At 74.2% G+C, this 23,422-nt stretch carries 22 protein-coding genes and 1 pseudogene; 11 read left to right on the forward strand and 12 right to left on the reverse strand.

Translation table 11 applies throughout. The annotated features are described in order from the left end of the window. The first annotated feature begins 62 nt into the window (after positions 1 to 62). The 3 genes and pseudogenes from AC5WAM_RS38005 to AC5WAM_RS38015 all read left to right on the forward strand — a co-directional run bounded on the left by AC5WAM_RS38005 (position 63) and on the right by AC5WAM_RS38015 (position 2,286). The gene (locus tag AC5WAM_RS38005) at positions 63 to 1,019 is read left to right on the forward strand and encodes a helix-turn-helix transcriptional regulator (protein WP_495520397.1); all 957 of its coding nucleotides are present in this window, start codon (positions 63 to 65) and stop codon (positions 1,017 to 1,019) included. 193 nt (positions 1,020 to 1,212) lie between these two features. Next, positions 1,213 to 1,761 (forward strand): annotated as a pseudogene (locus AC5WAM_RS38010) (dioxygenase family protein); the annotation flags it as partial. Positions 1,762 to 1,890: 129 nt separating this feature from the next. Beyond that, positions 1,891 to 2,286 (forward strand): hypothetical protein, encoded by a 396-nt coding sequence (locus tag AC5WAM_RS38015; RefSeq protein ID WP_495520398.1) that lies wholly within the window; start codon positions 1,891 to 1,893, stop codon positions 2,284 to 2,286. A 73-nt stretch (positions 2,287 to 2,359) separates the two neighbouring features. Here AC5WAM_RS38015 and AC5WAM_RS38020 read toward each other — a convergent pair whose 3' ends face one another. The 3 genes from AC5WAM_RS38020 to AC5WAM_RS38030 all read right to left on the reverse strand — a co-directional run bounded on the left by AC5WAM_RS38020 (position 2,360) and on the right by AC5WAM_RS38030 (position 4,834). Then, positions 2,360 to 3,349, reverse strand: a complete 990-nt coding sequence (locus AC5WAM_RS38020) for an MsnO8 family LLM class oxidoreductase (RefSeq protein WP_495520399.1) — start codon at positions 3,347 to 3,349, stop codon at positions 2,360 to 2,362. A 116-nt stretch (positions 3,350 to 3,465) separates the two neighbouring features. After that, positions 3,466 to 3,777, reverse strand: a complete 312-nt coding sequence (locus AC5WAM_RS38025; RefSeq protein ID WP_495520400.1) for a hypothetical protein — start codon at positions 3,775 to 3,777, stop codon at positions 3,466 to 3,468. Positions 3,778 to 4,012: 235 nt separating this feature from the next. Next, a complete protein-coding gene (locus tag AC5WAM_RS38030; RefSeq protein ID WP_495520401.1) occupies positions 4,013 to 4,834 on the reverse strand; it encodes a thioesterase family protein in 822 nt (273 codons plus the stop codon). A 172-nt stretch (positions 4,835 to 5,006) separates the two neighbouring features. Here AC5WAM_RS38030 and AC5WAM_RS38035 point away from each other — a divergent pair, with 172 nt between their 5' ends. Further along, entirely contained in the window at positions 5,007 to 5,276 is a 270-nt protein-coding gene (locus tag AC5WAM_RS38035; RefSeq protein WP_366792435.1) for a hypothetical protein, read from the forward strand. 484 nt (positions 5,277 to 5,760) lie between these two features. Next, positions 5,761 to 6,684, forward strand: a complete 924-nt coding sequence (locus AC5WAM_RS38040; protein ID WP_366792436.1) for a glycoside hydrolase family 16 protein — start codon at positions 5,761 to 5,763, stop codon at positions 6,682 to 6,684. A gap of 30 nt (positions 6,685 to 6,714) precedes the next feature. Here the strand turns inward: AC5WAM_RS38040 and AC5WAM_RS38045 are convergent, their stop codons facing one another. Both AC5WAM_RS38045 and AC5WAM_RS38050 read right to left on the reverse strand, forming a co-directional pair. Further along, positions 6,715 to 8,853, reverse strand: a complete 2,139-nt coding sequence (locus tag AC5WAM_RS38045; RefSeq protein WP_495520402.1) for an FG-GAP repeat domain-containing protein — start codon at positions 8,851 to 8,853, stop codon at positions 6,715 to 6,717. A 69-nt stretch (positions 8,854 to 8,922) separates the two neighbouring features. Continuing rightward, positions 8,923 to 9,882: a LysR family transcriptional regulator gene (locus AC5WAM_RS38050; RefSeq protein WP_495520403.1), complete on the reverse strand. Its 960-nt coding sequence runs from the start codon at positions 9,880 to 9,882 to the stop codon at positions 8,923 to 8,925. 93 nt (positions 9,883 to 9,975) lie between these two features. Here AC5WAM_RS38050 and AC5WAM_RS38055 point away from each other — a divergent pair, with 93 nt between their 5' ends. Then, positions 9,976 to 10,962 carry a DMT family transporter gene (locus tag AC5WAM_RS38055; protein ID WP_495520404.1) on the forward strand — a complete coding sequence of 329 codons (987 nt, stop codon included), beginning with the start codon at positions 9,976 to 9,978 and terminating at the stop codon, positions 10,960 to 10,962. Positions 10,963 to 11,065: 103 nt separating this feature from the next. On the opposite strand, the gene AC5WAM_RS38060 is transcribed toward AC5WAM_RS38055, so the two are convergent. Continuing rightward, a complete protein-coding gene (locus AC5WAM_RS38060; RefSeq protein WP_495523737.1) occupies positions 11,066 to 11,275 on the reverse strand; it encodes a hypothetical protein in 210 nt (69 codons plus the stop codon). A 274-nt stretch (positions 11,276 to 11,549) separates the two neighbouring features. Between AC5WAM_RS38060 and AC5WAM_RS38065 the strand changes: the two genes are divergently transcribed. Then, a complete protein-coding gene (locus AC5WAM_RS38065) occupies positions 11,550 to 12,800 on the forward strand; it encodes a GDSL-type esterase/lipase family protein (RefSeq protein ID WP_495520405.1) in 1,251 nt (416 codons plus the stop codon). Between the two features lie 2 nt (positions 12,801 to 12,802). Then, a complete protein-coding gene (locus AC5WAM_RS38070) occupies positions 12,803 to 13,381 on the forward strand; it encodes a GNAT family N-acetyltransferase (RefSeq protein WP_495523738.1) in 579 nt (192 codons plus the stop codon). Between the two features lie 16 nt (positions 13,382 to 13,397). Here AC5WAM_RS38070 and AC5WAM_RS38075 read toward each other — a convergent pair whose 3' ends face one another. Continuing rightward, the gene (locus AC5WAM_RS38075) at positions 13,398 to 13,925 is read right to left on the reverse strand and encodes a luciferase domain-containing protein (RefSeq protein WP_366792441.1); all 528 of its coding nucleotides are present in this window, start codon (positions 13,923 to 13,925) and stop codon (positions 13,398 to 13,400) included. Positions 13,926 to 14,239: 314 nt separating this feature from the next. Here AC5WAM_RS38075 and AC5WAM_RS38080 point away from each other — a divergent pair, with 314 nt between their 5' ends. After that, the gene (locus AC5WAM_RS38080) at positions 14,240 to 15,682 is read left to right on the forward strand and encodes a PepSY-associated TM helix domain-containing protein (RefSeq protein ID WP_366792442.1); all 1,443 of its coding nucleotides are present in this window, start codon (positions 14,240 to 14,242) and stop codon (positions 15,680 to 15,682) included. 21 nt (positions 15,683 to 15,703) lie between these two features. On the opposite strand, the gene AC5WAM_RS38085 is transcribed toward AC5WAM_RS38080, so the two are convergent. Next, positions 15,704 to 16,495: an SDR family NAD(P)-dependent oxidoreductase gene (locus AC5WAM_RS38085; protein WP_495520406.1), complete on the reverse strand. Its 792-nt coding sequence runs from the start codon at positions 16,493 to 16,495 to the stop codon at positions 15,704 to 15,706. A gap of 87 nt (positions 16,496 to 16,582) precedes the next feature. Between AC5WAM_RS38085 and AC5WAM_RS38090 the strand changes: the two genes are divergently transcribed. Further along, complete coding sequence (locus AC5WAM_RS38090) at positions 16,583 to 17,440, forward strand: helix-turn-helix transcriptional regulator (RefSeq protein ID WP_366792444.1); 858 nt, start codon at positions 16,583 to 16,585, stop codon at positions 17,438 to 17,440. A gap of 84 nt (positions 17,441 to 17,524) precedes the next feature. Further along, a complete protein-coding gene (locus AC5WAM_RS38095; protein WP_495520407.1) occupies positions 17,525 to 19,033 on the forward strand; it encodes an amidase in 1,509 nt (502 codons plus the stop codon). 81 nt (positions 19,034 to 19,114) lie between these two features. Here the strand turns inward: AC5WAM_RS38095 and AC5WAM_RS38100 are convergent, their stop codons facing one another. The 4 genes from AC5WAM_RS38100 to AC5WAM_RS38115 all read right to left on the reverse strand — a co-directional run bounded on the left by AC5WAM_RS38100 (position 19,115) and on the right by AC5WAM_RS38115 (position 23,208). Further along, positions 19,115 to 19,870: a calcium-binding protein gene (locus AC5WAM_RS38100; RefSeq protein ID WP_366792446.1), complete on the reverse strand. Its 756-nt coding sequence runs from the start codon at positions 19,868 to 19,870 to the stop codon at positions 19,115 to 19,117. 173 nt (positions 19,871 to 20,043) lie between these two features. Then, entirely contained in the window at positions 20,044 to 21,591 is a 1,548-nt protein-coding gene (locus AC5WAM_RS38105) for an FAD-dependent oxidoreductase (protein WP_495520408.1), read from the reverse strand. Between the two features lie 73 nt (positions 21,592 to 21,664). Continuing rightward, on the reverse strand, positions 21,665 to 21,820 hold the full coding sequence (locus AC5WAM_RS38110; protein ID WP_366792449.1) for a DUF6131 family protein: 156 nt from the start codon (positions 21,818 to 21,820) through the stop codon (positions 21,665 to 21,667). 221 nt (positions 21,821 to 22,041) lie between these two features. Next, positions 22,042 to 23,208, reverse strand: coding sequence for a lactate 2-monooxygenase (locus AC5WAM_RS38115; protein ID WP_495520409.1), 1,167 nt, complete (start codon positions 23,206 to 23,208; stop codon positions 22,042 to 22,044). Between the last annotated feature and the right edge of the window lie 214 nt (positions 23,209 to 23,422).

The following is a 23,422-nucleotide window of genomic DNA, read 5'->3' on the forward strand; positions in this document are numbered from 1 at the left end:
GGTCTGGACCTGACAAGGGTCGTGTGATCGCGACGGGCCGCGTCAGGGTGAGGAGCGTACGCATGCGCGGGACCACCATCTTGCCCGGCGGGCGGGCGAACGGCAGCGAACCGGAGAGGGGAGGGCTGCCGATCCACCGGCTCGAGGTGCCGAGACCGAACGCACTGCCCTTCGCGATCGGCACCTTCGACACCATCGGCCCCATGTCGCGCGCCTCCTTCCCGCACCGGCACACCTTCCACGAGATCGTGTACGTCACCGGCGGCACCGGCAGCCACGTCGTCGACCTGGCCCGGTTCACGCTGCGCCCGCCCCACCTGTGCTTCATCACCCCGGGCCAGGTGCACTACTGGGACGGCGTCCGGGACCTCGAAGGCTGTCTGATCCTGTTCACCGACGACTTCCTCCTGGAGAACCCGGGGGACCAGGAGACCCTGCGCAGACTCGGCCGCCGCTCCTGGCTCGAACTCTCCGACACGGAGGCCGCCTGGGCGCACCACCTCGTGGGCGACCTCGACCACGAGTACCGGACGGGGGCCGAGGACTTCCCCAGCGTGTTGCAGGCGCTGCTGCACGTCCTCGTCGTACGCGCCGCCCGGCTCCTCACCCCCGAACGGGCCGCCCGCCAGGCGGCGCCCGCCCGCCCCGCCTCCGTCGCCGCCGACTTCGTCACGCTCGTGGACATGGCCGAAACGCCGCTGTGGTCGGTGCGCGAATGCGCCACCCGGCTGGGCGTCTCCGTGAGCTACCTCAACGAGGCGGTGAAGACGGCCATGGGCCGCACCCCGGGCGAACTCCTGCGGCAGGCCCGCGCCCACGAGGCCAAGCGGCTCCTCGCCCGCACCGAGCTGACGGTGCGGCAGGTCGCGCACCGGGTGGGGTTCACCGACCCCGCCTACTTCTGCCGGTTCTTCCGCCGCGAGACCGGGACGAGCCCCGGCGACTTCCGCCGCGGTGGTGGTGATATTCACCACGACCACCGACTTCCGTCCATCGCCCGGGCCCGGTCCTCCGCATAGCTTCATAGCCGATCCGATCCCCCCACCCCCAGGAGGAGCGATGGCCGGCGAGACCCACGTGAACGGGCACGACGCGGACGAGCCCAGGGACGGCGAAGGCTTCGGCACCGCCGCGGACACCCCCCGCCCGGGCCCGAGCCGCAAGACGGTGCTGCGCGCGGCCCTGGCCGCGGGCATCGCGGTACCGGTGGCGATGGGGGCGGCCCCCGCCCTCGCCCGCTCCAAGGCGGGCACCAGCGCGCCCCTGGAGCTGACCCCGCCCTGTGACGACGGCGACGACCCGACCCCGCCGCAGACCGAGGGGCCGTACTTCAAGCCCAACTCCCCGCTGCGGACGAACCTCATCGAGCCCGGCACCCAGGGCATACGCCTGACCGTCACCGGCTATGTCTTCGGCCGCAGGTGCAAGCCGATCGGGAACGTGCTCCTCGACTTCTGGCAGGCCGACAGCAGGGGCGCGTACGACAACAGGGGCTTCAAGTTCCGCGGGCACCAGTTCACCAACGCGCAGGGAGCCTTCACCCTCACCACGGTGTTCCCCGGCCTGTACCCGGGGCGCACCCGCCACATCCACGTGAAGCTCCAGGCCCCCGGCCGCCCCGTGCTCACGACCCAGCTCTACTTCCCCAACGAACCCCGCAACAACACCGACCCCATCTTCGACTCCCGTCTGCTCATGAACGTACGGGACGTCGGCAACACGAAGGAGGCCGAGTTCGACTTCGTCCTCAACGTGCCGCAGTAGTCACCCGGAGCGCCCCTGATCCCCCGTCAGGGTGGACCGGCGCGCGGGAGCGCCGGTCGGGCCCGCCGTCACTGCCAAGATCGTCACGCCTTTTCGACATGGCTGACGACTCCAGAGAGGTGGCACGTGAACGGAATGGGTGCGAAGGCGCGGTGGCTGGTACGGACGGTGACGACGTTCGTCTGCCTGGGGGTGGCTGTGACAGCCACCGCGCCGTCGGCGTTCGCCGGGGCTTCGGGGTGCAACCAGCGGACCTGCATCAGCGTGGACGGCAGCGGCCTGCGTGTGGAGACGGTGCAGGCGGCGACCACGTGGAACGGTGACTTCACCGGGCACTTCCACATCTGGGGCGGTGGCATCGACCAGAACAGCGCCACCGGCTTCTGGGGCCACCACCAGAAGTTCACGGTGCCCGTCCACCGTGATCTGCCCAACGGCGCCGTGCTGTGCGCCGAGGGCTGGGAGCACGTGGGCGACCGCATGGAGTCCCGCGGCCGCGCCTGTGTCGAGGTCCACTTCTGATGACGACTCCGGTGACGGGACCCGGGCGCCCCGGGTCCCGCCACCGGTCAAGCGCGTCAGCCCGCCTGCGTACTCAGGCGGGCTGACGCGCGCCACGCGTGCACAGCTCTCCTATGAGCTCGAAGGAGCGGATCCGGGCGGCCGGGTCGAAGACCGGGGTGACCAGCATCAGCTCGTCGGCGCCCGTGGCCGCGGCGATCCGGGTGAGCTGCGGGGCGATCGACTCCTTGGTGCCGCGGGCCTGCTGCGCGACGAACCCCGCCACGGCCTCGCGGTCCCGCTCGCCGAGCTCGTGGCGGGCCGCGGCGGCGGGCGTCGGGAAGGGCGTCTCGGCGAGCCCGTTGAGCAGCCCCGCCTTGATGACGTCCATGGGCCGCGCGAGCTCGGCGGCCCGCTCCTCGGTGTCGGCGCACACGGCCTCGACGCACACGAGGACCCGCGGCCCGGCGCTCCAGCGGGACGGGCGGAAGCCGGACCGGTAACGCTCCAGCGCCCGCAGGGTGTTGTCGGGGCGGATGTGGTGGGCGAAGGCGACCGGCAGCCCCAGGTCCGCCGCGAGCTCGGCCCCGGCGTCGCTGGAGGCGAGGAGCCACGGCTCGGGCAGCTCGCCGAAGTTCTCCTCGCCGAGGAAGCCGAGGATCGCCTCGACGTCCGCGCGGTACTCCGCGTCGGTGGCGGGCTCGGCGCCCCGGCGCAGCGCGCGGGCCGTCGGCTCGTGGAAGGTGCCGGGGCCCCGGCCGATGCCGAGGTCGACCCGGCCCGGGTGCAGCGCCGCGAGGGTGGCGAACTGCTCGGCGACGGTGAGCGGGGCGTGGTTGGGGGCGAGCACGCCGCCCGAGCCGACCCGCATCGCGGCGGTGGTCGCGGCGGTGTCCGCGGCGAGCAGCACGGGCGGGAACGCGCCGATGGCGGGGGAGTGGTGGTGCTCGGCGAACCACAGCCGGTGATAGCCGAGCCGCGCCAACTCCCCGGCGACGGACTGACAGTTGCGCAGCGCGTCGGCGGGCGTGGCGCCTTCCTCGACGATGGAGACCTCGAGGGCGGAGAGGGGCAGATCGATCATGCGTTCACGATAGGTGAGTGCGGCGGACGGCCCGGGCGGGGCCCGCGTCCACGGGCCCCGCCCGGGCCGTCCGCCCGCCGTACCGTGCCCGGCACGGCGGGCGGACGGCCCGGTGCTCAGGCGGTGTCGTCCCCGGCGGCGCGGCGGGCCTCGCGCCGGCCCGCGCGGCGTTCCTTGCGGCGGTCGGCCCTGGCCTCCCGCCGGCGCTCCGTGACGCAGCCGCGCCGGGCGCACCCCGAGCAGCAGGTGTGGCCGAACAGCAGCGCGCCGGGGTGCTCCCACCGGCAACGGGTGTCCGCGCCCTCAGGGTCCTCGCGCGTGGGTCGCGGCGGGAGGTCGCAGGGGCCGTGGCGGTGGTCGTGGACCGGCCGGGGGCGGTGCTCCTCGTGGCGCACCCAGAGGGGTTTGGTCTTGTCCGTGCGGGACATCGTGTTCCCATCGGAACCGCCGCCCGGGCTCCCGGGCCTTCCGGGCGGGCGGCTAGGTTCGCCGCTTCACGGCGACACCTCCTCCTCTGTGCGCACGGGGCGGCCGCACGGCGTCGGGCGCCCCTGGTACGGGTGGCTCCGGGAGCCGACGCGCCGTACCGGCACGGTTGTTCCCGCAGCGCCGTGAGTGTAGGTTCCGCGCCCGCGCCCGGTCCACCCGATGTGTGTGGTCTCCTCAGCCGTCGGCCAGCGGGCGGACGGTGAGGATCTGCTCGGCGTGGCCGACGGGCCCGTGGAGGTCGTGCAGGACGCTGCTGGTGAGCCCCTGCCCCGACGGGCCGAACGTGACGGTCGTGTCCAGGCCGGTCCACGGCCCCCGCGGCTGCCGGTGCAGATGGATCGTCAGGTCGAGGTTCGGGAACATCCACGCGGCGGGGTCCTGCTGCACGGCGATCCCGTTCGCCGTGTCCACGAGCGCGAGGTACGCGGCCAGGGTGCTGCTCGGCTCGTCCGCGACCAGGTCGAGGCGCGAGGACACCCAGGCGGCCGCGCGGCCCCTGCGGGACGGAGGCGTCCGGCGGACGTCGACGGACGAGATGTAGCCGCCGTGCCACTTCTCCTCCATCGCCCACGGAGCGAGCGCCTCCGGTGCGGGCATCCGGTCGTGCGGGCTGTCGGCCACGGCCGAGGTGTCCAGGGACGCGAGGAGCCAGGCGCGGGCCCGGACGACCGGGCGGTCGCCGATGACCACGGTCGCTTCGAGGAGTTCGACGGTCCGGCCGGGGCGCACGGTCTCCACGGTCACCCGGCACTCGTCGAGGGCGATGCGGCCGAGGATGTCGTAGCTGATCCGCGCGAGGGCCGGCGGCGCGGGCCGCGCCGCGGCCGCCGTGTCCCGCGCGATGTGCCGGTCGATCGCGTGCGCGATGAGCCCCGCGAGCGGGCTGAAGTGCTGTTCGCCGGCACTCCACGCGCCGCCCGCGTGAGCGGTGGGCTTGTAGAGGTCCTCGCCCGTCCGCTCGTAGTAGCTCTCGCGTGCGACGTCGCCGGTGGTCACGGGATGCATCTCCTTGGCGGGGCGGGAGGGCGCGGGGATAGGTGCCTTGGCCACGCATCGTAGGAGCGGGCGTCCCGCAGGTCACCGTGATCTGACCCACAGGCGGCCACGGCGTGCGGGTCCTCGCCTCCCCGGCCGGGCGATTGTCAGTGCGGGATGCGAGGCTCGGGGCATGGACGAGGTGATACGCCGTCGCCGCGTGTACGGCACGGACCACGATGCACCGGACCCCGGCCCGCAGCCGGGCCACGACTACCGCGAGCTCGTCGGCGGCCCGCTCGACGGCCTGCTCCTCGACGTCACCGGATGGACCGCGGGGCGGCTCGCCGAGGGCGCGCTGCTCGACACCGAGATCGGCCGGTACGGTCCGGGCGGACGCGCCGAGTACGGACCGCGCGCCGGTTCGCAGCACCTGTGGGACTGGCGCGGGGACACACCGTGAAGGAAGGCGGCGCGCGTCGGCGGTGACGACCACGACGGGTACGCCGTCGACGGGACCGGCGGACGGCGGCGGGGGAGGCCGGGGACCGGTGGCCCGGTGCGGACGAGGCCGGGCGCGGCGCGGGGACCGGGCTACGCCGACGGTGTCGACGGCGGCTGTACGCCCTGCGTACGGGCAGCGGCCCGCCGCGCCGGACGGTGTCTCGCAGGCGGGTCCGCCGGGTGCCCCCGCGGTGGTGGAAGAGCTGGTGCATGGGGGCGCCGACGACCACGAGTTGGCCGCGGTCGCGGCCCGGCACCCGTGTCCGCACCCGAGTGACGCGTGTATCCCGCACCTGAAATGGGCGGCGGCACAAGGCGTGAAATGAGCCGTCTCGGGGGATGGCGCTCTCCCTCCCGTCCGGCGAAGATGCCCTTCTCCCCGGCGCACCACCGACACCACCGCGCCGGAGCCGCATCCCGTGCCCGGGAGGAAGCGCACTGTCATGGGGACACACGCAGCACCGCACCGGCGCCGCAGGCCCGCGCTGTTCGCGGCCGCGGGCGTCGCCCTGCTGGCCGGACTGCTCGGCCTCCCGCGCGCGGACGGGGCGCCCCGGTCCGCCGACGCCTGCCGCACGGCAGGTGCCACCATGCCGCGCGGCGACTGCGGCCCGTACTGGCAGGTCCTGGCGGAGGACTTCAACGGCGACCGGGTGCCGCTCGGCGCGTTCAGCGACTGCGCCCACCACGTCGACACCTCGGCCGCCTATTGCGGCGGGCTGCGGGGCGCGTACCGGAACAACTGGTGGGCGTACCCGACCGGTTGGCGTGACACGGCCAACGAGCGGCAGCGGGGCCGGAGCGTGGCGGGGGTCTACCACCCGGAGGACACCGTGAGCGTCGGCCCCGCCGCGGACGGGGACGGCCGCATGCGCATCCGGATGTGGCGGCCCGCCGACGGCGGGCCCGTGCACGCCGCGGCGGTGGTCCCGCGCGCCGTGATGCAGATGAAGTACGGCAAGTACAGCGCCCGCATCAAGGTGACCAAGCCCGCCCCCGGGTACAAGTCGGCGTGGCTGCACTACGGCGGCGGCTGCGAGATGGACCATCCCGAGGGCGAGTGGACGGGCTCCCTGACCGCCTTCCACCACCCCTGCGGCGGCGGTGAACAGGGCACGTACCACGGGGCCGACGACTGGACGCGGTGGCACACCGTGTCGACGGAGTGGACGCCCGGCCAGGTCCGCTTCTTCGTCGACGGCCGCCAAGTGGGCCGCGACACCCGGAACGTGCCGGACCGCCCGCTGTCCTGGGTGCTCCAGAACGAGAGCGCCCTGGAGGGCCCGCCGGCGGCCCCCGGCAGCAGCGCCCAGCTGGAGATCACCTGGGTCGCCGCGTACGCGTACGGCTGGAAGGGAGCGCGGTAGCGTCCCGCCGGGGGCCCGGGCGGCGCGCGCCTAGCCGATCGACGCCCACTGCTTCCAGTACGGCTTGTCGCCGATCCGGGTGCGGTTGGCGAAGGAACCCCTGCCGTTGCCCGCGTTCAGCCACAGGCGGTGGGACGTGTCGCGGGAGACCAGGTCGTGCTTGCCGTCGCCGTTGACGTCACCGGCGCCGATGACGTCCTTGTAGGAGGCGCCCCAGTCCTTGAAGACCCGGACGCGGTCCTCGAGGCGGCCGGTGCGGGTGCCGTCGTAGCGCCACAGCGCACCGGACCCGTCGAGGGCGAGGACGTCGCCGATGCCGTCGCCGCCCAGGTCGCCCGCGCCGATGAGGCGCCGGTAGCCGGTCCACGACGAGCGGATCTTCACCCGCGGCGCGAAGCCGTCCCGGCCGTCGTGCGCGTACAGGTAGACGTGCCCGGTGGCCTTGTCGCGGGCCAGCAGGTCCGGGCGCCCGTCACCGGTCTGGTCGCCGGAGGCGAGGAGCGTGTCGTACGTGCTCCAGTCGCGCGCGAGCTTCTTGTACGGCGACTCGGGCAGCGGCATGCCGCCGCAGACCGGGGTGTAGAGCCGGGTCTCGCCGTCGGGCATCCGGGCGACCACGTCGTTGCAGCGGTCGCCGTCGAAGTCGCCGAAGGGCACGAGGCGGGTCTTCTCCGGCCAGGTCCGCAGCTGGAAGGGGCGCGGCGAGCCGTCCTGAGTGAACAGGTTGAGCGCGCCGGTGGTGGACAGGCCGATCAGGTCCGCCTTGGCGTCGTCGGCGTAGTCGTGCCACAGGGGCCGGGCGCGCTCGCCCGTGGTGGCGGTGAACGTCTGCCGGCCGTCGCGGCCCTGGGCCTCGGTCCACACGGCCACGGGGCGGCCCTGGCCGTCGGCGGTCACGCGCCCGCTGCTGGAGCGGCCGTCGGCGGTCCCGCTCAGGATCCGCGGCTTGGAGACGCCGTGGTCGCCGAAGGTCTGCGCGACGAAGTCCACACGGGCCACGGAGCCGGAGGCGTACCGCTTGCGCGCGTACGTGATGACGAGCGCGCCGGTCGCGGTCCGGGCGCTGCTCACCGAGTCGTCGGCCACGTTGCTGTCGAGCAGGCGTGGTTCGGTCCACCGGCCCGTGGCGGCGCGCAGCGTCGCCACGCGGGGACCGCCGCCGACGACGGTGACGTCACCGTTCGGGGCCGTGTACGCCTCGGCCGGGCGAGTGGGGTCCCCGCCGACCCCGGTGGCCTGGGTGGTGCCCCAGTCCGCTCCGGCGGGCTTGCGGGCGTACGCGCCGTGGGACAACAGGTGGAAGCCGCCCTTGGGGTGGGCGGCGAACGTGACCTGGTCGGGGTGCTCGCCGAGCTGCGGCAGATCGCGCGGCGCGCTCCAGGAGCCGGACCCCGCGGGCTTCTCCAGGTACTTGTAGTGCCACTTGTGCGCGGTCGGGTCGTGGTCGACGCCGTCGCCGTCGTAGAAGCTGTTGCCGCCCCAGACCACCCCGACGGCACCGTCGTCGGCCACGGCGAGGCGCAGGTCGCGCACCCGGTAGTCGTAGGAGTTGTCCGGCCGCTCGATCGGCTCGGGCAGCTGGTCGAGGGTGACCGGAGCGGTCCACTGTCCGCCCGGGCCCGACCGCTCCACGACCGTCAGGCGGCGGTCGCCGTCCATCCACGCGACGGCCGCGCGGCCCGCCGCGTTGGCGGCCGCGACGGGGGAGTGCGCCGGGCCGCCGGTCGGCACGGTCTCGGCCGGGCCGAAGGCGGTGGCGTCCGGGCCGAGCCGGGAGACGCGCAGCCCGCCGGGGCCGTCGGCACCGGGCTCCTCCCACGTCAGGAGCGAGATCGCGCCATCGTCGGTGCGGTGCAGTGAGCCCTTCTCCGCGGGCCGGGCGGGCTGCCAGACCGTGCTGCCCGCGGGTCTGAGGGCGACCACGCGCTTGCCGTCCTGGGTGAACAGGCCGACGACGGTGCCGCCGCGGTTCGTCTTGAGGTCGTGGACCTGGGAGACGCCGGGCAGGGCCACGGGCGCCGTCCAGGGGCCCACGAGCCCGCGCGGAGCGGCCTCGGCGGCCTTGGGTGCCGCCTGCGGCGGCGCCGCGTGCGCGCTCGGCGCGGCGACGGCGAGGGCGAGTACGGGTGCGAGCGCGCTCCCCAGAAGCGCGCGGGACTGCAGAGTCATGGAAAAGTTCCCCCCCGGGATGGCTGCCATGAAAGTAGCGGCAGCGTATATCAGCCAAGATCGTGCCGCTTACGGGGATTCGCCGGACCCGGCCGGACCGTGCGCGGGCCGGTGGGGAGCCCGCGCGGCGTCGCGGTCGCGGACGGTCGCGGCGGCGCGGCGCAGCGCGGCGAGCACCGTGCGCACGGCACCGCGCGCCGCGCGTTCGGGCCGGTGGAGCACGTCGATGTGGCGCCGGGCATGGACGCCGCTGAGCGGTTTGAGGGTCAGCGTCGGGTGCGGGCGCGTGGTCCAGCGGGGCATCAGGGCCAGGCCGCCGCCCGCGGCGACGGCCTCGGCGACCACCGTGAACTCGTTGACCCGGTGCACGATGTCGAGGCGCCGGTTGGCGGCCGTGGCGATGGCGTCGATGGTGGCGAGCAGCGGGAAGCCGTCGTGCACCGTGATCCAGGGCTGGTCCGCCACGTCGTGCGGCGTGAGGCGGCGCTTGGCGGCCAGCGGATGGTCCACCGGCAGGGCCACGTCCAGGGGTTCGCGCAGCAGCGTGGTGGCGGTGACCGAGCGCGGCCACGGCGGTGCGGGGTCGAGGCGGTGGGCGAGGACGAGGTCGTAGTCCCGGGTGAGCAGCGGGAAGCGGTCCTGCGCCACGTCCTCGTCGGCGAGGGCGAGCCGGGGGCTGCCGGGGCCCGCCAGATCGCGCAGCAGCAGCGGGAAGAGCGCCCCGGCCGCGCTGTGGAAGGCGGCCACGGACACCGGCCCGTCCGGCTCGTTGAGGAACGCGTCGATGGTGTGCCGGGCGTGGGCGAGCGCGCTCTCCACGCCGGCCGCCGCGTCGGCCAGGGCCTGCCCGGCGTCGGTGAGGACGAGGCGCCGCCCGGCGCGTTCGGTGAGGGGCACGGGGATCGCGCGCTGGAGCAGACGCAGTTGCTGGGACACCGCCGAGGGCGTCATCAGGAGCGCCTCGGCGGCCGCGGTGACGCTGCCGAGCTCGCCGAGTTCCCGCAGGATCCGTAGCTGCCGCTCGTTCATCGGCCCATCGTAGGCAACGATGTAGCGATGCTTCACTGTTGCTGAAGAAGCACGCTCTTGGCTTCAACATCACGAGCGGGCAGCGTGTGCGGGGTGTCCCAGAACCCCGGTTTCCCGGCCCGTCGCGCCGACGCCGTCCTGCTGCTCGTCGCCCTCGTGTGGGGCTCCAGCTACCTCGCCGCCAAGACGGCCGTCGACGTGCTGCCCGTCCTGGTGGTGCTGTGCGCGCGGTACGCGCTGTCCGCGACCGTCTGCCTGACGCTGGTCGCCGTGCGGCGCCGGGACCGGCGCTTCACCCGGGACGAGTGGACGGCCGGCGGGCTCCTCGGGCTCACCCAGGCGGCCGTCCTGCTCCTGGAGACGTACGGCGTCGCGCACACCAGCGCGGCCAACGCGGGCCTGATCATCAGCCTCACCATCGTGCTCACGCCGTTCCTCGACCGCGCGTCGGGCGCGGGGCGGCTGCCGCCGCGCTTCTTCGCCGCAGCCGGGGTGTGCCTGGTGGCCGTCGGGCTTCTGATGTCCGGCAGCGGCTTCCACGGGCTGCGCGGCGGCGACCTGTTGATGCTGGCGGCCGCGGTGGTGCGGGCGGCGCACGTGGCTCTGGTGGGGCGGTTGACGGCGGGCCGCGCGGTGCGGCCGCTGCACCTCACCGCGGTCCAGACCGTCGTCGGCTCCGCGGTGTTCGCGGTGCCCGCCGTGCCCGGGCTGCCCGCGCTGGGCTCGGCGGACGCCGCCGTGTGGGGGCAGCTGGTGTATCTCGCCCTGTTCTGCAGCGTGTTCGCGTTCCTCGCGCAGACGTGGGCGGTGCAGCACAGCTCGGCGAGCCGGGCCAGTCTGCTGCTCGGCACCGAGCCGGTGTGGGCCGTCGCGGTCGGCATCGGCCTCGGGGGCGAGCGCTTCACTCCGTTCGCCGCGCTCGGCGCGGGGCTGATGGTCGTGGGCACGTACTGGGGGCAGGCGGTGGAGCGGGCCCACCGGACGGCGCCGACGACGGGGCGGGCCGCCCGTGACGCCGCCGGGGAACGCGGAGGCCGGACGGCGTTGCCGTCCGGCCCTGACGCGCAGCGCGTCACCTAGGCGCTTCGCTGGATCCGCCGCACCGTGCTGCCGGGCGTCCGCGGGCCCGTCGTGGCCGGTCGCGCGGTTCCCCGCGCCCCTGCGGGGCGCTGCTCGTGAGGCGTCAGTCCCACCTGTAGCCGTCCCCGAAGTTCAGGGTGTGCTCCAGGACGTCCTCCATCGGGTCGTCGATCTGACCGGTGTTGACCAGTGCCACCACCGGCGCGTTGTGCGAGTCGCGGTGCGTCTCGTCGGCGTGCGCCGCACCGGCCGACACGATGACCGGCCCGACGGCGACCGCGGCCACCAGCGTCCAGCGGGACAGTTTCCTCACGCGACTGCCGTTCACAACCTGCTCCTTGCCTCGTCCGGCCGAGGGGACCCAACCGACCCGGCGGACCGGCTGCTCCGGCCCCCTCGTCGTACCCAACAGCCGGACGGATCAAGGAGTCACCGACGATCATACGAACGGGTTGTGTGGACGGAGGCCTGCGGGGAAGGGGGCGAGCCTTTCCCGGTTCGAGCGCTACCAGGGGTGCGAGCCGCACGAGCAGCGGACACGTGGCGTGGCCGGAAATATCTCCCCGCCCCCTCCGGTTCAGTCGATCATGAACGCAGAGAGACCGGCACCGCACACCCCCCGATCCACGGCACACACGCCCGCCCCGCTCGCCCCGTCCGCCTCGCAGACGGCCTGGACCGCCGCCTTCCGCTCCGCGGTCCTCAGCCCCTACGAGTCCATCGAGCTCTTCGAACGCCGTGGTTTCGCCGACCAGACCGTCCGTCAGGTCATCCGTGTCGCCGGTGGCGGCAGCGCCCTGCGCATACGCCTGAGCAACCAGTACGGCACGACCCCGCTGCGCGTCGCGGGCGCCCGCCTCGCGCGGCGCACCCGGCACAGCGCCGTCGACACCGCGACCGACACCCCCGTGCTGTTCGACGGCGCCACCGAGGTCGTCGTCGCGCCGGGCGCGGAAGTGATCAGCGACGCCGTCGAGCGCGCGGTGCACGCGGGCGAAGAGTGGGCACTGAGCCTGTATCTGCCCGAGGAGACCGGCCCGAGCACCTACGCGGCCGTCCCCAACACCACCGGCTACGCCGTCCCCGGGAACGCCCTGGCCACCGCGTCCCTCGACAGCGCCGAGGGCCTGGAACTCCTGGTGACCCGGCACTACCTCACCGGCGTCGACGTCCTCGCCCCGGCCGGGACGCCCGTCACCGTGGCGTTCGGCGACTCCTGGATCGAGGGCTTCGGCAGCACGCCCGACACCGACCGCCGCCTCACCGACCTGCTGAACGCGCGGCTCCCGGAGGGCGCGGGCTGGGTGGTCAACCAAGGCCTGTCCGCCAACCGCCTGCTCACCGACGAGGTCGGCGACAGCGCCCTGAACCGCCTCGAGCGCGACGTGCTCTCCGTGCCCGGGGTCACCCGCGTCCTGGTCCACCTCGGCGTGAACGACCTGGGCACGCCCGGCCAGCTCGCCCACCCCGAGCCCGCGGCCCCGCCCACCGCCGACGAACTCATCGCGGGCCTGACGACCCTCGCCGACCGGCTGCACGCGGCGGGGCTCACCGCGATCGCCACCACCATCGGCCCCTACAAGGGCACGATCTTCGACGGCTACGACAGCCCGGCGGGCCAGGCCGTCGCCCGCGAGGTCAACGCCTGGATCCGCGGCGCGGACAGCCCCTACGACGCCTACGTCGACACCGCGGCCGCGGTCGCCGACCCGCGGGACCCGGAGCGCATCCACCCGGACCTGGGCAGCGGCGACGGCCTGCACGTCAACGACGCGGGCTTCGAGGCCATCGCGGACGCGCTGGACCTCTCGCTCCTCACCACCGGAGGCAGAAGATGACGATGTACGCGATATCCCTGGGCGACGACGGCGCGGAGCTGCGCCCGCTGGAGCCTTGGCAGGCCGAGGAGTTCCTGGCGCACGTGGACCGGGGACGGGAGTTCATCGGGCGGCACAACGGCCTGCCGGACATCATCACCGACCTCGCGTCGAGCCGTGCCTACCTCCAGGCGTACGCGGACAAGGCCGCCGCCGACGCCGGGCGGATCTGCGGCATCCACTGGGACGGCAGGCTCGTCGGCGCCGTCATCCTGCGCCGGATGGACGTCGGGCAGGGCACCGCGGAGGCGGGCTGCTGGCTGGAGCCGTCGGCGGCGGGCAAGGGCCTGGTGACCCGCGCCGCGCGCGTCCTCATCGACTGGGCCGTGGAGGAGCGCGGCATCCACCGCGTGGAGTGGTGGGTCTCGTCCGGCAACGCGCCGAGCATCGCCGTGGCACGGCGGCTCGGCATGACGCGCGACGGCGTGCTCAAGGAGAGCTATCTGTACCGGGGCGTGCGGCACGACGAGGAGATCTGGTCGGTGCTCGCGCCCGCGTGGCGGGCACGGAAGGAGAAGAAGGAGAAGAAGGAGAACGCGTAGGGCGACGCCGCGCGGCTCAGTGGCCGTGCGGGATGAGCCGCCCGACCGCCCGCCACGTCGCGCGCAGGCCGCGGCGGCTCTCGACGGGCGGCGGGGCCGCCACCGGCGCGAGCGGGGCGTGGGCCACGGGCTGGGCGCGGGCCTCCCAGTCGCACGGGGGAGAGGGGCAGTCGGCCGACCGGCCCCGCTGCTCCTGTCCCCGGAGCACGGCCAGCGCGTCGTCGTGCGCCTTGAGCCCGACGCTGACCAGCGTGAGCAGGAGCGCGATGTCCATGTCGCAGTCGAGCAGCACCGTGATCCACGACGCCCCGGGCCGCACCCGGATCGCGGAGCTGTGTCTCAGCTGTGGCCGCAGCCGGTCGACGGCGGCGCGGGTGAGGCAGACGTCCGCGGCGTCGTCGCAGTGGAAGTGGACCAGTTCGTAGCCCGCTCGCGCGGGTGTGCCCGGTGTGCCGAAGGAACGTCCCACCGCGCACCGAGGGGAGCCGCTCACGAGGTTCGGCCATGACTCCAGCTGGGTCATGGCACGTTGCGCCGCCGTCATGCGCCCCATCGTCGCGCGGATTTCACCCTGCGAACCACCCCTGTTCACAAGCTGATTCCCTGCGGAGGGCCGGGCCCGCGCTCGCGCCTGAGGTCAGCAAGGGTATGGGCGCCTCCCGGTCGAGCGGAAGGGGAGGGACCGTGTCACCCGCCCGTGCCGATGACGTGCGGTGTTGTCGTACCGCAGAACCGCACGGGAGTGTCATAGATCACATAGGCATCCGGGAACTCGCCCTGCACGCCGCTCGACCCATGGACCGGTCCGGTCAGCACCGGAGCACCTCGTACCACCGACCGGCACCAGGAGAGCACGACATGTCCGCCCGACCCCCTGCCCCCGCACCGCCCGACGGGCGGCCCGCCGCCACGGCGGCGCCCGCCCCGCGGCCGTCCGTGTGGTCCACGCTGCGCCCGCTGGTCCTGCGGCTGCACTTCTACGCCGGGGTGCTCATCGCCCCCTTCCTGCTCGTGGCCGCCGCGACGGGATTCCTGTACGCCGCCTCGTACACGGCGGAGAAGGTCGTGTACGCCGATCAGCTGACGGTGCCCGTGGGGGACCGGGAGCTGCCCATCGAGCGGCAGGTCGCCGCGGCCCGCAAGGCCCACCCCGAGGGGACGGTCGCCGCGGTGCGGCCCTCGGCGGAGGACGGCGCGACGACCCGCGTGCTGCTCTCCGGGGTGCCGGGCGTCGCCGAGGACCGCACCCTCGCCGTGTTCGTCAACCCGTACAACGGCGAGGTGCGCGGCGCCGAGGAGAGCTACGGCTCCAGCGGCTCGCTGCCGCTGCGCACCTGGATCTCCGGTCTCCACCGCGATCTGCACCTGGGCGAGACCGGCCGGCTGTACAGCGAACTCGCCGCGAGCTGGCTGTGGGTGATCGCGGGCGGCGGCGTCGTGCTGTGGTTCGGGCGCCGCCGGGCCCGGCGCGGGCTGCGGGGCACGACGGGCCGTCGGCGCCTGCTCTCGCTGCACGGCTCGGTGGGCGTGTGGGCGGCCGGAGGCCTCTTCTTCCTGTCCGCCACGGGCCTGACCTGGTCGACGTACGCGGGTGAGAGCATCGGTGACCTGCGCGAGGCCCTCGGCCAGACGACGCCCGCGGTGTCGGCGAGCGCGGCCGGGGCGGGAGCCGGCGAGCACGCCGGACACGGCGGCGGCAGCGGCGCGACCGGCGGGTCCGGCGGCGCCGGCGACATCGGGCTCGACACCGTCCTGAAGGCCGCCCGTGCCGAGGGCCTCACCGACCCGGTGGAGATCGTCCCGCCCGCCGACGCCTCCTCCGGCTACGTCGTCAAGCAGATCCAGCGCAGCTGGCCCGAGAAGCAGGACTCCGTCGCCGTCGACGCGAAGACCGGTGAGGTCACCGACGTGCTGCGGTTCGACGACTTCCCGGTCCTCGCCAAGCTGACCCGCTGGGGCATCGACGCGCACTCCGGCACCCTCTTCGGCCTCGCGAACCAGATCGCCCTCGCCGTCCTCGCCCTCGCCCTGGTCCTGCTGATCGTGTGGGGCTACCGGATGTGGTGGCTGCGCGGCAGCGGCCATGCGTTCGGCCGCCCGCTGCCGCGCGGCGCCTGGCAGCACGTCCCGGCGTACGTCCTGGTCCCGCTGATGGCGGCGATCGCGGTGCTCGGCTACTTCGTGCCGCTGCTCGGCATCCCGCTGGCCGCGTTCATCGCGGTCGACGTCCTCCTGGGCGAGATCGCCCACCGGCGCGGCAGGCGCGACCACGGCCCCCGGGCCGCGGCGGACCGCGCGTAGCCGCCCCGGGCGGGCGGTGGTTCAGGCCCGCATGCCGCCGTCGACCCGCAGGACCGTGCCGGTGACGTAGGAGGAGCGGTCGCTGAGGAGCCAGGCGGCGGCCTCGGCGATCTCCTCCGGGGCGGCGGCACGGCCCAGCGGGGTCGCGGCGTTGAGCTGCTCGATGGTGCCGGGGGACTCCGCGTCCCACTCCAGGAGCATCTCGGTGAGCGTGGTGCCGGGCGCGATGGCGTTGACGCGGATGCCCTCGGGGCCGTACGTGGCGGCCGCCGACGCGGTCAGGCTGTTGAGGGCGCCCTTCGTCGCGGCGTACACGGGCAGCGCGGGGTTGGCCATCAGGCTGCCGACGCTGGAGGTGTTGACGACGGCGCCGCGCCCCGCGGTGGCGCGGATGGCGGCGATCTCGGCGTTCATGGCCAGCCACGGGCCCTTGAGGTTCACGGCGCAGACGTGGTCGAAGTCGGCCTGAGGGAGCTGGTCCATCGGGCCGGGCCGCTGCCCCGCCGCGCCGTTGTTGAAGGCCGCGTCGAGCCGGCCGTACAGCTCCACGCACCGGTCGACGGCGGCGCGGACGCTCGCCGGGTCCACCAGGTCGCACACCACGTGCGCCGCGGTGCCGCCGGCCGCCACGATCTCCTCGGTCACCGCCTTCAGCTCGGTCTCCGTGCGGGCCGCGAGGACCACCCGGGCGCCCTCCCGGGCGAAGAGACGGGCCGCCGCGGCGCCGATGCCGCGCCCGGCGCCGGTGACGAGGGCGACCTTGCCGGTGAGCAGGCCCGCGGTGGTGGTGGAGGTCATCGATGTGTCGTTCATGCCGACGAGCCTGCTGCCGCCCGTCCCGCTCATCCAGGCACTGACAGTGCCTGGATGAGCACCTGGCCGACCGTCCACACTGGACGTGTGGATCAACGTGAACGACGAGAGCTCGCCGACTTCCTGCGCAGCAGGCGGGAGCGCATCACCCCCGCCGACGTGGGGCTGCCCGCGGGGCCGCGCCGCCGCACCCCGGGGCTGCGCCGCGAGGAGGTGGCGCAGCTCGCGTTCATCTCGGCCGAGTACTACGCGCGCCTCGAACAGGGCCGCGCCCCGCACCCGTCGCGGGAGGTCCTCGCCCAACTCACCCGCGCGCTGCGGCTGACGGAGGCCGAGCGCGACCACCTGCTGCGGCTCGCCGGGGCCCCGCCGGAGCCGCCGGGGCCGTCGCGGGAGGTGCGGCCGAGCATCGTCGACCTGCTGCGGCGGATGCCGGACGCGGCGGCGGTCGTCCTGTCGGCGACGTACGAGGTCCTCGCCTGGAACGACCTCGCGGCCGCCCTGATGGAGGACTTCTCCGCGCTCCCGCGCCGGGACCGGAACCTCGTCCGGCGCGCCTACCTCGGCCCGCACCGGCACGGCCGCAGGCTGTACGGCCTCTCGGACGCGGACGACTTCGCCCGGACCGCGGCCCGGCACCTGCGCGCCGCCGCGGCCCGCTACCCCGACGACGCCGAGGTGCGGGGCCTGGTCGACGAACTCCTCGCGGGCAGCGAGGAGTTCGCCCGCCTGTGGGCCGCGCACGACGTGGCCGACCGGCCCACGTTCTGCGGGACCTTCGCACACCCCCTCGTCGGGCCCGTCCCCGTACGCGGCGACGTCCTGGACCTCACCGACCGGGACCAGCGGGTCCTCGTCTACAGTGCCGTCCCCGGCTCGCCGTCGGAGGAGGCGCTGCGGCTGCTCTCGGTGATCGGCACGCAGCGCATGGGCGTGCCCGGCTGACGCGCGGAGCCACCGCCTTCGTGCCGGGGCCTGCGGGGCCCCGTTGCCGCCCACGGCGCGGACGATCTAACCTCCCGGGGATCTATGACGCCGAGTCAGGTGGGGTGCGCGGTGGACTACGAGGACTACAAGCAGTACGACGCGGTCGGGCTCGCCGAGGTGGTGGCGCGGGGCGACGCGTCACCGGCCGAGCTCCTCGACGCGGCACTCGCGCGCGCCGAGGCCGTCAACGGGAAGATCAACGCCATCGTCCGCCCGATGCTGAGCATCGCGCGCGAGCGCGCCGCGGGCGAGCTCACGGGCCCCTTCGCCGGAGTCCCGTTCCTGATCAAGGACTTGATGCAGGACTACGAAGGGCGGCCCACGGGGCGCGGCTCCCGCGCGGCCGCGGGGCTCGTCGCGGCGCGCCACAGCGAGGCCGTGCGGCGGTGGCTCGACGCCGGGCTCGTCGTGTTCGGGCAGACGAACACCCCCGAGTTCGGCATCAAGAGCATCACCGAACCCGAGGCGGGCGGCGCGACCCGCAACCCGTGGAACCTCGGCCACACCCCGGGCGGCTCGTCCGGCGGCTCCGCGGCCGCCGTCGCCGCGGGCATCGTCCCGGCCGCGGGCGCCAACGACGGCGGCGGCTCGATCCGCATACCCGCAGCGTGCTGCGGCCTCTTCGGCCTCAAGCCGGGGCGTGGCCTGGTGCCCGCAGGTCCCGCGCACGGGGAGCTGCTCGCGGGCGCGGCCAGCGACGGCGTCGTCTCCCGCACGGTGCGCGACAGCGCGGCCCTGCTCGACGTGCTCACCGCCCTCCCCGACCCGGGCGGCCCCTATCTCGCGGCCCGCCCCGAGGCGCCGTACGCCGAACTGGCCCGGCGCACACCGCCGAAGCTGCGCGTCGGTGTGAGCACCCGCTCGCCGATCGGGACCCCCGTGGCGCGCGAGGCGGTCGAAGCCGTCGACGTGGCGGTCAAGCTCCTGACCGCACTCGGCCACGACGTGGAGGAGGCGGAGCCCGCCGTCGACGGCCTGCGCATGGCCGACGACTTCATGACCATGTACGCGGTGGAGAACGCCGCGACGCTGGCGGAGCTGAAGCACCACACCGGCGCGGGCGACGACCGGTTCGAGCTCGACACCCACCTCCTCGCGGCCGCGGGCCGCGCGGTCGGCGCCGTCGAGCACTCGGTGCGGCACGCCCGCTGGAACACCTACGCCCGTCAACTGACCGCGTTCCACGAGACGTACGACGTGCTGCTCACGCCGACGCTCGCCCGGCCGCCGGTGCGGATCGGCGAGCTCGACACGCCCTGGCTGACCCGGCAGGTCGGCAAGGCGCTGCTCAAGGCGGGGGTGGCGGGCAGGCTCAGCAAGACCAGGCTGTGGAAGCAGGCCGTCGTCCAGAACCTCGCGCCCAACCCCTTCACCCAGCTCGCCAACGTCACGGGCCGCCCCGCCATGTCGGTCCCGCTGTACCGCACGCCCGAGGGCCTGCCCCTGGGGGTGCAGTTCGGCGGGCCGCTCGGCAGCGAGGGGCTGCTGCTCGCGCTCGCCGGACAACTGGAATCGGCCGCTCCGTGGGCTCAGGAGCGGCCGACCCTGTGAAACGGCGCGGCGGGCGCGCGGCGTGCCCCGCGCGCCCGCCGCTCACCCCGTGCTCAGGGCACGGCGATCACGGCGAAGTGATCAGCGCACGTCGACGTAGTCACCGGCGGCCGCGACGGAGCCGGCGGTGGAGGTCCCCGCGAAGCTGTAGCGGTAGTAGCCGTCGGCCGAGGCCTTGACCGTGGTCTTCAGGTTGCCCTTGTTGTCGGTCTTGACGGTCTTCACCGCGGAGTAGGCGCTGGCGCCCTTCTTCTTGTACTCCAGGGTCACCGACTGGCCGCTGTAGCCGGAGTACTTGTGGGTCTCCCAGTTGGCGCGGGTCAGGGCGCCGGTCACGGTCAGCGTCTTGCCCTTCTTGATCGGCTCGGGCGAGGCGTCGACCGTCAGCTTCGACTCGCGCTGGAGCTTGAACTTCCCGGCCTTCTCCGCGTAGATGCTGTCGGTGTCGGAGACCAGCAGCGGGTTGACGTACCACGTGCCCGCGGGCGTGTTGTCGTAGAAGTCGACGTCGGGGTCGATCGTGAACGTCCCCGTGCAGGTCGCCTTCGTGCCCTCGGTGGTGCACTTGGGGGTGGTCTGCGGCTGCGCCACGTTCGAGTTCGGGCCGAACAGGGTGATGTCGGACTCGGTGATCGCGGAGTCGGTGCTCGCCGTCACCGAGACCTTGAAGGTCTTGCCGGCGGTGGTGCCGAGCACGACCGGCTTGCCGTCGTTCACCGTGACGTTCGTGATCGAGATGCCCTCGGGGGCGGCGGCGAGGGCCCCGGGGGCGGTGAAGCCCACGGCGGCCGCGGCGAGCACGGAGCCGAACACGGCGATGCGAGTGCGGTGTTGCATGACAAGTCCCCCACGGATGGTGCCGGGACGCGAGCGCTGCCCGGCGATAGATGTGAACGAAGTGACCTTACGGTCTTCACCGCATCTTCATCACCGTGGTGATCGCCACGTGCGTCGCGTACAACCTTTCGCCGGGACGGCGTGCGAGCGGCCCGGACTCCGGGCGAGGGCCGTCAGGCGGGCGGGCCCGGAATCCCGCGCGGTTCGAGGGGGCGGGTGGCGGGGCCGTGCAGGACCGAGCCGTCCGTCGCGAAGCGGGAGCCGTGGCAGGGGCATTCCCAGGCCTGTTCCGCGTTGTTGAAGTGCACCAGGCAGCCGAGGTGGGTGCAGCGCGCGGAGACCGCGCTGACCTGTCCGCTCGCGTCGCGGTGGACGGCGCACCGGTGGCCGTCCAGGCGTACGACGGCTCCGCTGCCGGGCGGGATGTCCGCGATCGAGTCGACGTGTGCGGTGTGCAGCCGGTCCCCGACGAAGTGCTTGGCCACGGCCGCCTGCTGGGCGGCGAGCCTGCCCGTGTCGCGGACCGCCGGCAGCCGGCGCGGGTCGTACAGGTCGGTCCAGGCGGGGCGGGGCCCGCCGGTGATGTGGGCCGTGAGCAGCCCGCCCGCCATGACGCCGTTGCTCATGCCCCAGCCGCCGAAGCCGGTGGCCACGTAGACGTGCTGGGTGCCGGGATGGGCGTGGCCGACGTAGGGCAGGTGGTCCAGCGAGTCGTTGTCCTGCGCCGCCCAGCGGTAGCCGGTGTCCGCCCGGGCGAAGTGCGGCACGTGGGCGCGGGCCCAGGCGTCGAGCCGGGCGTACCGCTCCCGCACGTCGCCCGTTCCCGGCGTGAAGGACTCCCCGGTGACGATGGCCAGGCGCCGCTCCTGGTCGTACGGCGCGCTGCGCAGTGAGCGGACCCCGTCCTCCGGCGTGAGGTACATGCCCGTGGGGGCCGCGGCCGACGGCACGGGTGCGGCGAGCACCAGCTCCCGGCGGGGGGTGAGCCGGGTGAAGAGCAGGGTGCGGTCGAAGACCGGGTAGTGCGTGGCGATGACCACGTCGCGCGCCCGCACGGTGCCGCCGGCCTCGGTGGTCAGGCGGCACCGGTGGCCGTCGTGGAGGCCGGTGACCCGGGCGCGCTCGAAGACGCGGCCGCCGGCCCCGGTGAGGTGCTCGGCCAGGGCGAGGAGGAACTTCCGCGGATGGAACTGGAGTTGGCCCTCGACGCGGACCGCGCCCGCGATGGCGAAGGGCAGTTCGGTGTCGGTCACGAAGGAGGCGTCGAGCCCGGCCCGCCGCGCCGCGGCGGCCTCCTCGCGGAGCTCGTGGACGCGCTCGGGGTCGCGCAGATAGGTGAAGGCGGGGGCGCCTTCCAGGTCCGCGTCGATGCCGAGGTCCGCGCACAGGGCGGCGGTCCGCTCGACGGCTTCCTGCTGGGAGAGGGCGTAGAGGCGGGCGTCGTCGGCGCTGTGCTCGGCCTCCAGGCGCGCGTAGCGCAGGCCGTGCGCGGCGCTGAGCTTGGCGGTCGTGTGCCCGCTCACGCCCGCGGCGATGCGGTCCGCCTCCAGGAGGACCACGTCGAGGCCGGAGCGGGTGAGCTCCCACGCCGTGCAGAGCCCGGCGATGCCGCCGCCGACGACCGCGACGTCCGCCGTCAGATCGGTGTCGGGGGCCGGGTAGCGGGTCTCGGGTGTCGTGGTCAGCCAGTACGACTCGTCGACGACTGCGGTGCGCTGCATGACGGTTCCCTCGGGGGCCGGGGCGGGCGCCGCCGCGGCCCGGGGGAGCGCGCGGCGGCCGTGCGGTGCGCTGCTACCAGTAGTGACGTCGTCCGCCCACCGCGTGTCCGACGGCGCCGAGGAGCCAGAGAACGGCGCCTACGGCGACGAGGACGACGCCGAGCGTCCAGAGGATCGAGACGCCGGTCACCAGGCCGATGACGAGCAGAACGAGGCCGATCGCGATCATTGGGTCCTCCAATGTGCGGATATGTCCCAGTATGCGCCCGTCGGTGTGGTGCCGTACCGGCTGGTCCGGGGGCGGCGTACTGGCTGTGTCGTCGGGGAAGGGCGTCCGGCGGCGCGGGCCGCCGGACGTGGAGCCGCCTTGCTCGACGCGACCGCGGTTTCGTCGTCGAGACGGCGTGAGAACCCCAGTACCCCGCTTCCCCGGCTCGACACGCGGTCGCGTCACGCCACGCGGTGGAGCGCTTGCGGCGTGAGGTCGCCGAGCGTCGGATAGCCGTCGACGGCCATGATCAGATCGGTCTCGGCGAGGAGCGAGCGGAGCACGTGGACGATGCCGTCGGTGCCGCCGAGGGCGAGCCCGTAGGCGTAGGGGCGGCCGATGCCGACGGCGGTGGCGCCCAGGGCGAGCGCCTTGACGATGTCCGCGCCGCTGCGGACGCCGGAGTCGAAGAGCACCGGCAGTCCGTCGGCGGCCTCCACCACGCCGGGCAGCGCGTCCAGGGCGGGCAGCCCGCCGTTGGCCTGGCGGCCGCCGTGGTTGGAACAGTAGACGGCGTCCGCCCCGCCGTCCTTGGCCCGGCGCACGTCGTCGGGGTGGCAGAGGCCCTTGAGGATCAGCGGCAGCTCGGTCAGCGAACGCAGCCACGGCAGGTCCGCCCAGGTGAGCGGATGGGGGAAGACGCGCACCCAGTTGAGGACGGCCTCCTGCGGGGCCTCCTCCGGCGGCCGCTTCAGCTGCGCGCGGAAGACCGGGTCCGAGAAGTAGTTGGCGAGGCAGTGGCCGCGCAGCTGGGGGAAGTTGCTGACGCTCAGGTCGCGCGGACGCCAGCCCGTCACCCAGGTGTCGAGGGTGACCACGATGCCCTGGAACCCGGCCGACTCCGCGCGGCGGACCAGGCTCTCCGCCAGGTCCCGGTCGCTCGGCGTGTAGAGCTGGAAGAAGCCGGGCGTGTCCCCGAGCGCGGCGGCCACGTCCTCCATGGGGTCGACGGACAGCGTCGAGGCGATCATCGGCACGCCGGTGCGGGCGGACGCCCGTGCGGTGGCCACGTCACCGTGCCCGTCCTGCGCGCACAGACCGAGCACGCCTATGGGCGCCATGAGCGCGGGCGAGGGCAGCGTCGTCCCGAACAACTCGACGGACAGATCGCGCTCCGCGGCGCCGACGAGCATGCGCGGGACGAGCCCCCAGCCGTCGAACGCGGTGACGTTGACGCGCTGGGTGCGCTCGTCCCCCGCCCCACCCGCGACGTACGACCACACGGAAGGCGGCAGCGCCGCCCGGGCCCTGGCCTCCCACCCGGCGAAGTCCATCGGGAAGCGCGGGACGACCCCGCCGAGCCCCTCGAGGTAGATCTCGTTCTGGTAGGAACCGAATGCCTGCCCCATGTGCCTGCCTCTCCGCCTGCCGCCGTCCCGGTGCGGCGATCCAGCGACCAGGGTGCAGGGCGGTGGGCCCGCCCCACCACAGCCGTTCACCGGTTTTGTGCGGCGTGGCCGCGAGGGTCGCGCCACGACCGGCGGAAACTCGGATGAACCGGAGCGCCGCCCTTGCTACCGTGATCGACATGGCACGAGGCATCTGGTCGCAGAAGGTCCGCTC

It is taken from the genome of Streptomyces sp. JLYT201 (assembly GCF_059448825.1).

Excerpts from the sequence above, each read along its gene's own strand:
- AC5WAM_RS38020 (WP_495520399.1), bottom strand. The coding sequence starts at position 3,349 with ATGATCGATCTGCCCCTCTCCGCCCTCGAGGTCTCCATCGTCGAGGAA.
- AC5WAM_RS38045 (WP_495520402.1), bottom strand. The coding sequence starts at position 8,853 with ATGACTCTGCAGTCCCGCGCGCTTCTGGGGAGCGCGCTCGCACCCGTA.
- AC5WAM_RS38005 (WP_495520397.1), top strand. The coding sequence starts at position 63 with ATGCGCGGGACCACCATCTTGCCCGGCGGGCGGGCGAACGGCAGCGAA.
- AC5WAM_RS38075 (WP_366792441.1), bottom strand. The coding sequence starts at position 13,925 with ATGACGGCGGCGCAACGTGCCATGACCCAGCTGGAGTCATGGCCGAAC.
- AC5WAM_RS38105 (WP_495520408.1), bottom strand. The coding sequence starts at position 21,591 with ATGCAGCGCACCGCAGTCGTCGACGAGTCGTACTGGCTGACCACGACA.
- AC5WAM_RS38070 (WP_495523738.1), top strand. The coding sequence starts at position 12,803 with ATGTACGCGATATCCCTGGGCGACGACGGCGCGGAGCTGCGCCCGCTG.
- AC5WAM_RS38095 (WP_495520407.1), top strand. The coding sequence starts at position 17,525 with ATGACGCCGAGTCAGGTGGGGTGCGCGGTGGACTACGAGGACTACAAG.
- AC5WAM_RS38025 (WP_495520400.1), bottom strand. The coding sequence starts at position 3,777 with ATGTCCCGCACGGACAAGACCAAACCCCTCTGGGTGCGCCACGAGGAG.
- AC5WAM_RS38065 (WP_495520405.1), top strand. The coding sequence starts at position 11,550 with ATGAACGCAGAGAGACCGGCACCGCACACCCCCCGATCCACGGCACAC.
- AC5WAM_RS38040 (WP_366792436.1), top strand. The coding sequence starts at position 5,761 with ATGGGGACACACGCAGCACCGCACCGGCGCCGCAGGCCCGCGCTGTTC.
- AC5WAM_RS38035 (WP_366792435.1), top strand. The coding sequence starts at position 5,007 with ATGGACGAGGTGATACGCCGTCGCCGCGTGTACGGCACGGACCACGAT.
- AC5WAM_RS38085 (WP_495520406.1), bottom strand. The coding sequence starts at position 16,495 with ATGAACGACACATCGATGACCTCCACCACCACCGCGGGCCTGCTCACC.
- AC5WAM_RS38110 (WP_366792449.1), bottom strand. The coding sequence starts at position 21,820 with ATGATCGCGATCGGCCTCGTTCTGCTCGTCATCGGCCTGGTGACCGGC.
- AC5WAM_RS38050 (WP_495520403.1), bottom strand. The coding sequence starts at position 9,882 with ATGAACGAGCGGCAGCTACGGATCCTGCGGGAACTCGGCGAGCTCGGC.
- AC5WAM_RS38115 (WP_495520409.1), bottom strand. The coding sequence starts at position 23,208 with ATGGGGCAGGCATTCGGTTCCTACCAGAACGAGATCTACCTCGAGGGG.
- AC5WAM_RS38100 (WP_366792446.1), bottom strand. The coding sequence starts at position 19,870 with ATGCAACACCGCACTCGCATCGCCGTGTTCGGCTCCGTGCTCGCCGCG.
- AC5WAM_RS38080 (WP_366792442.1), top strand. The coding sequence starts at position 14,240 with ATGTCCGCCCGACCCCCTGCCCCCGCACCGCCCGACGGGCGGCCCGCC.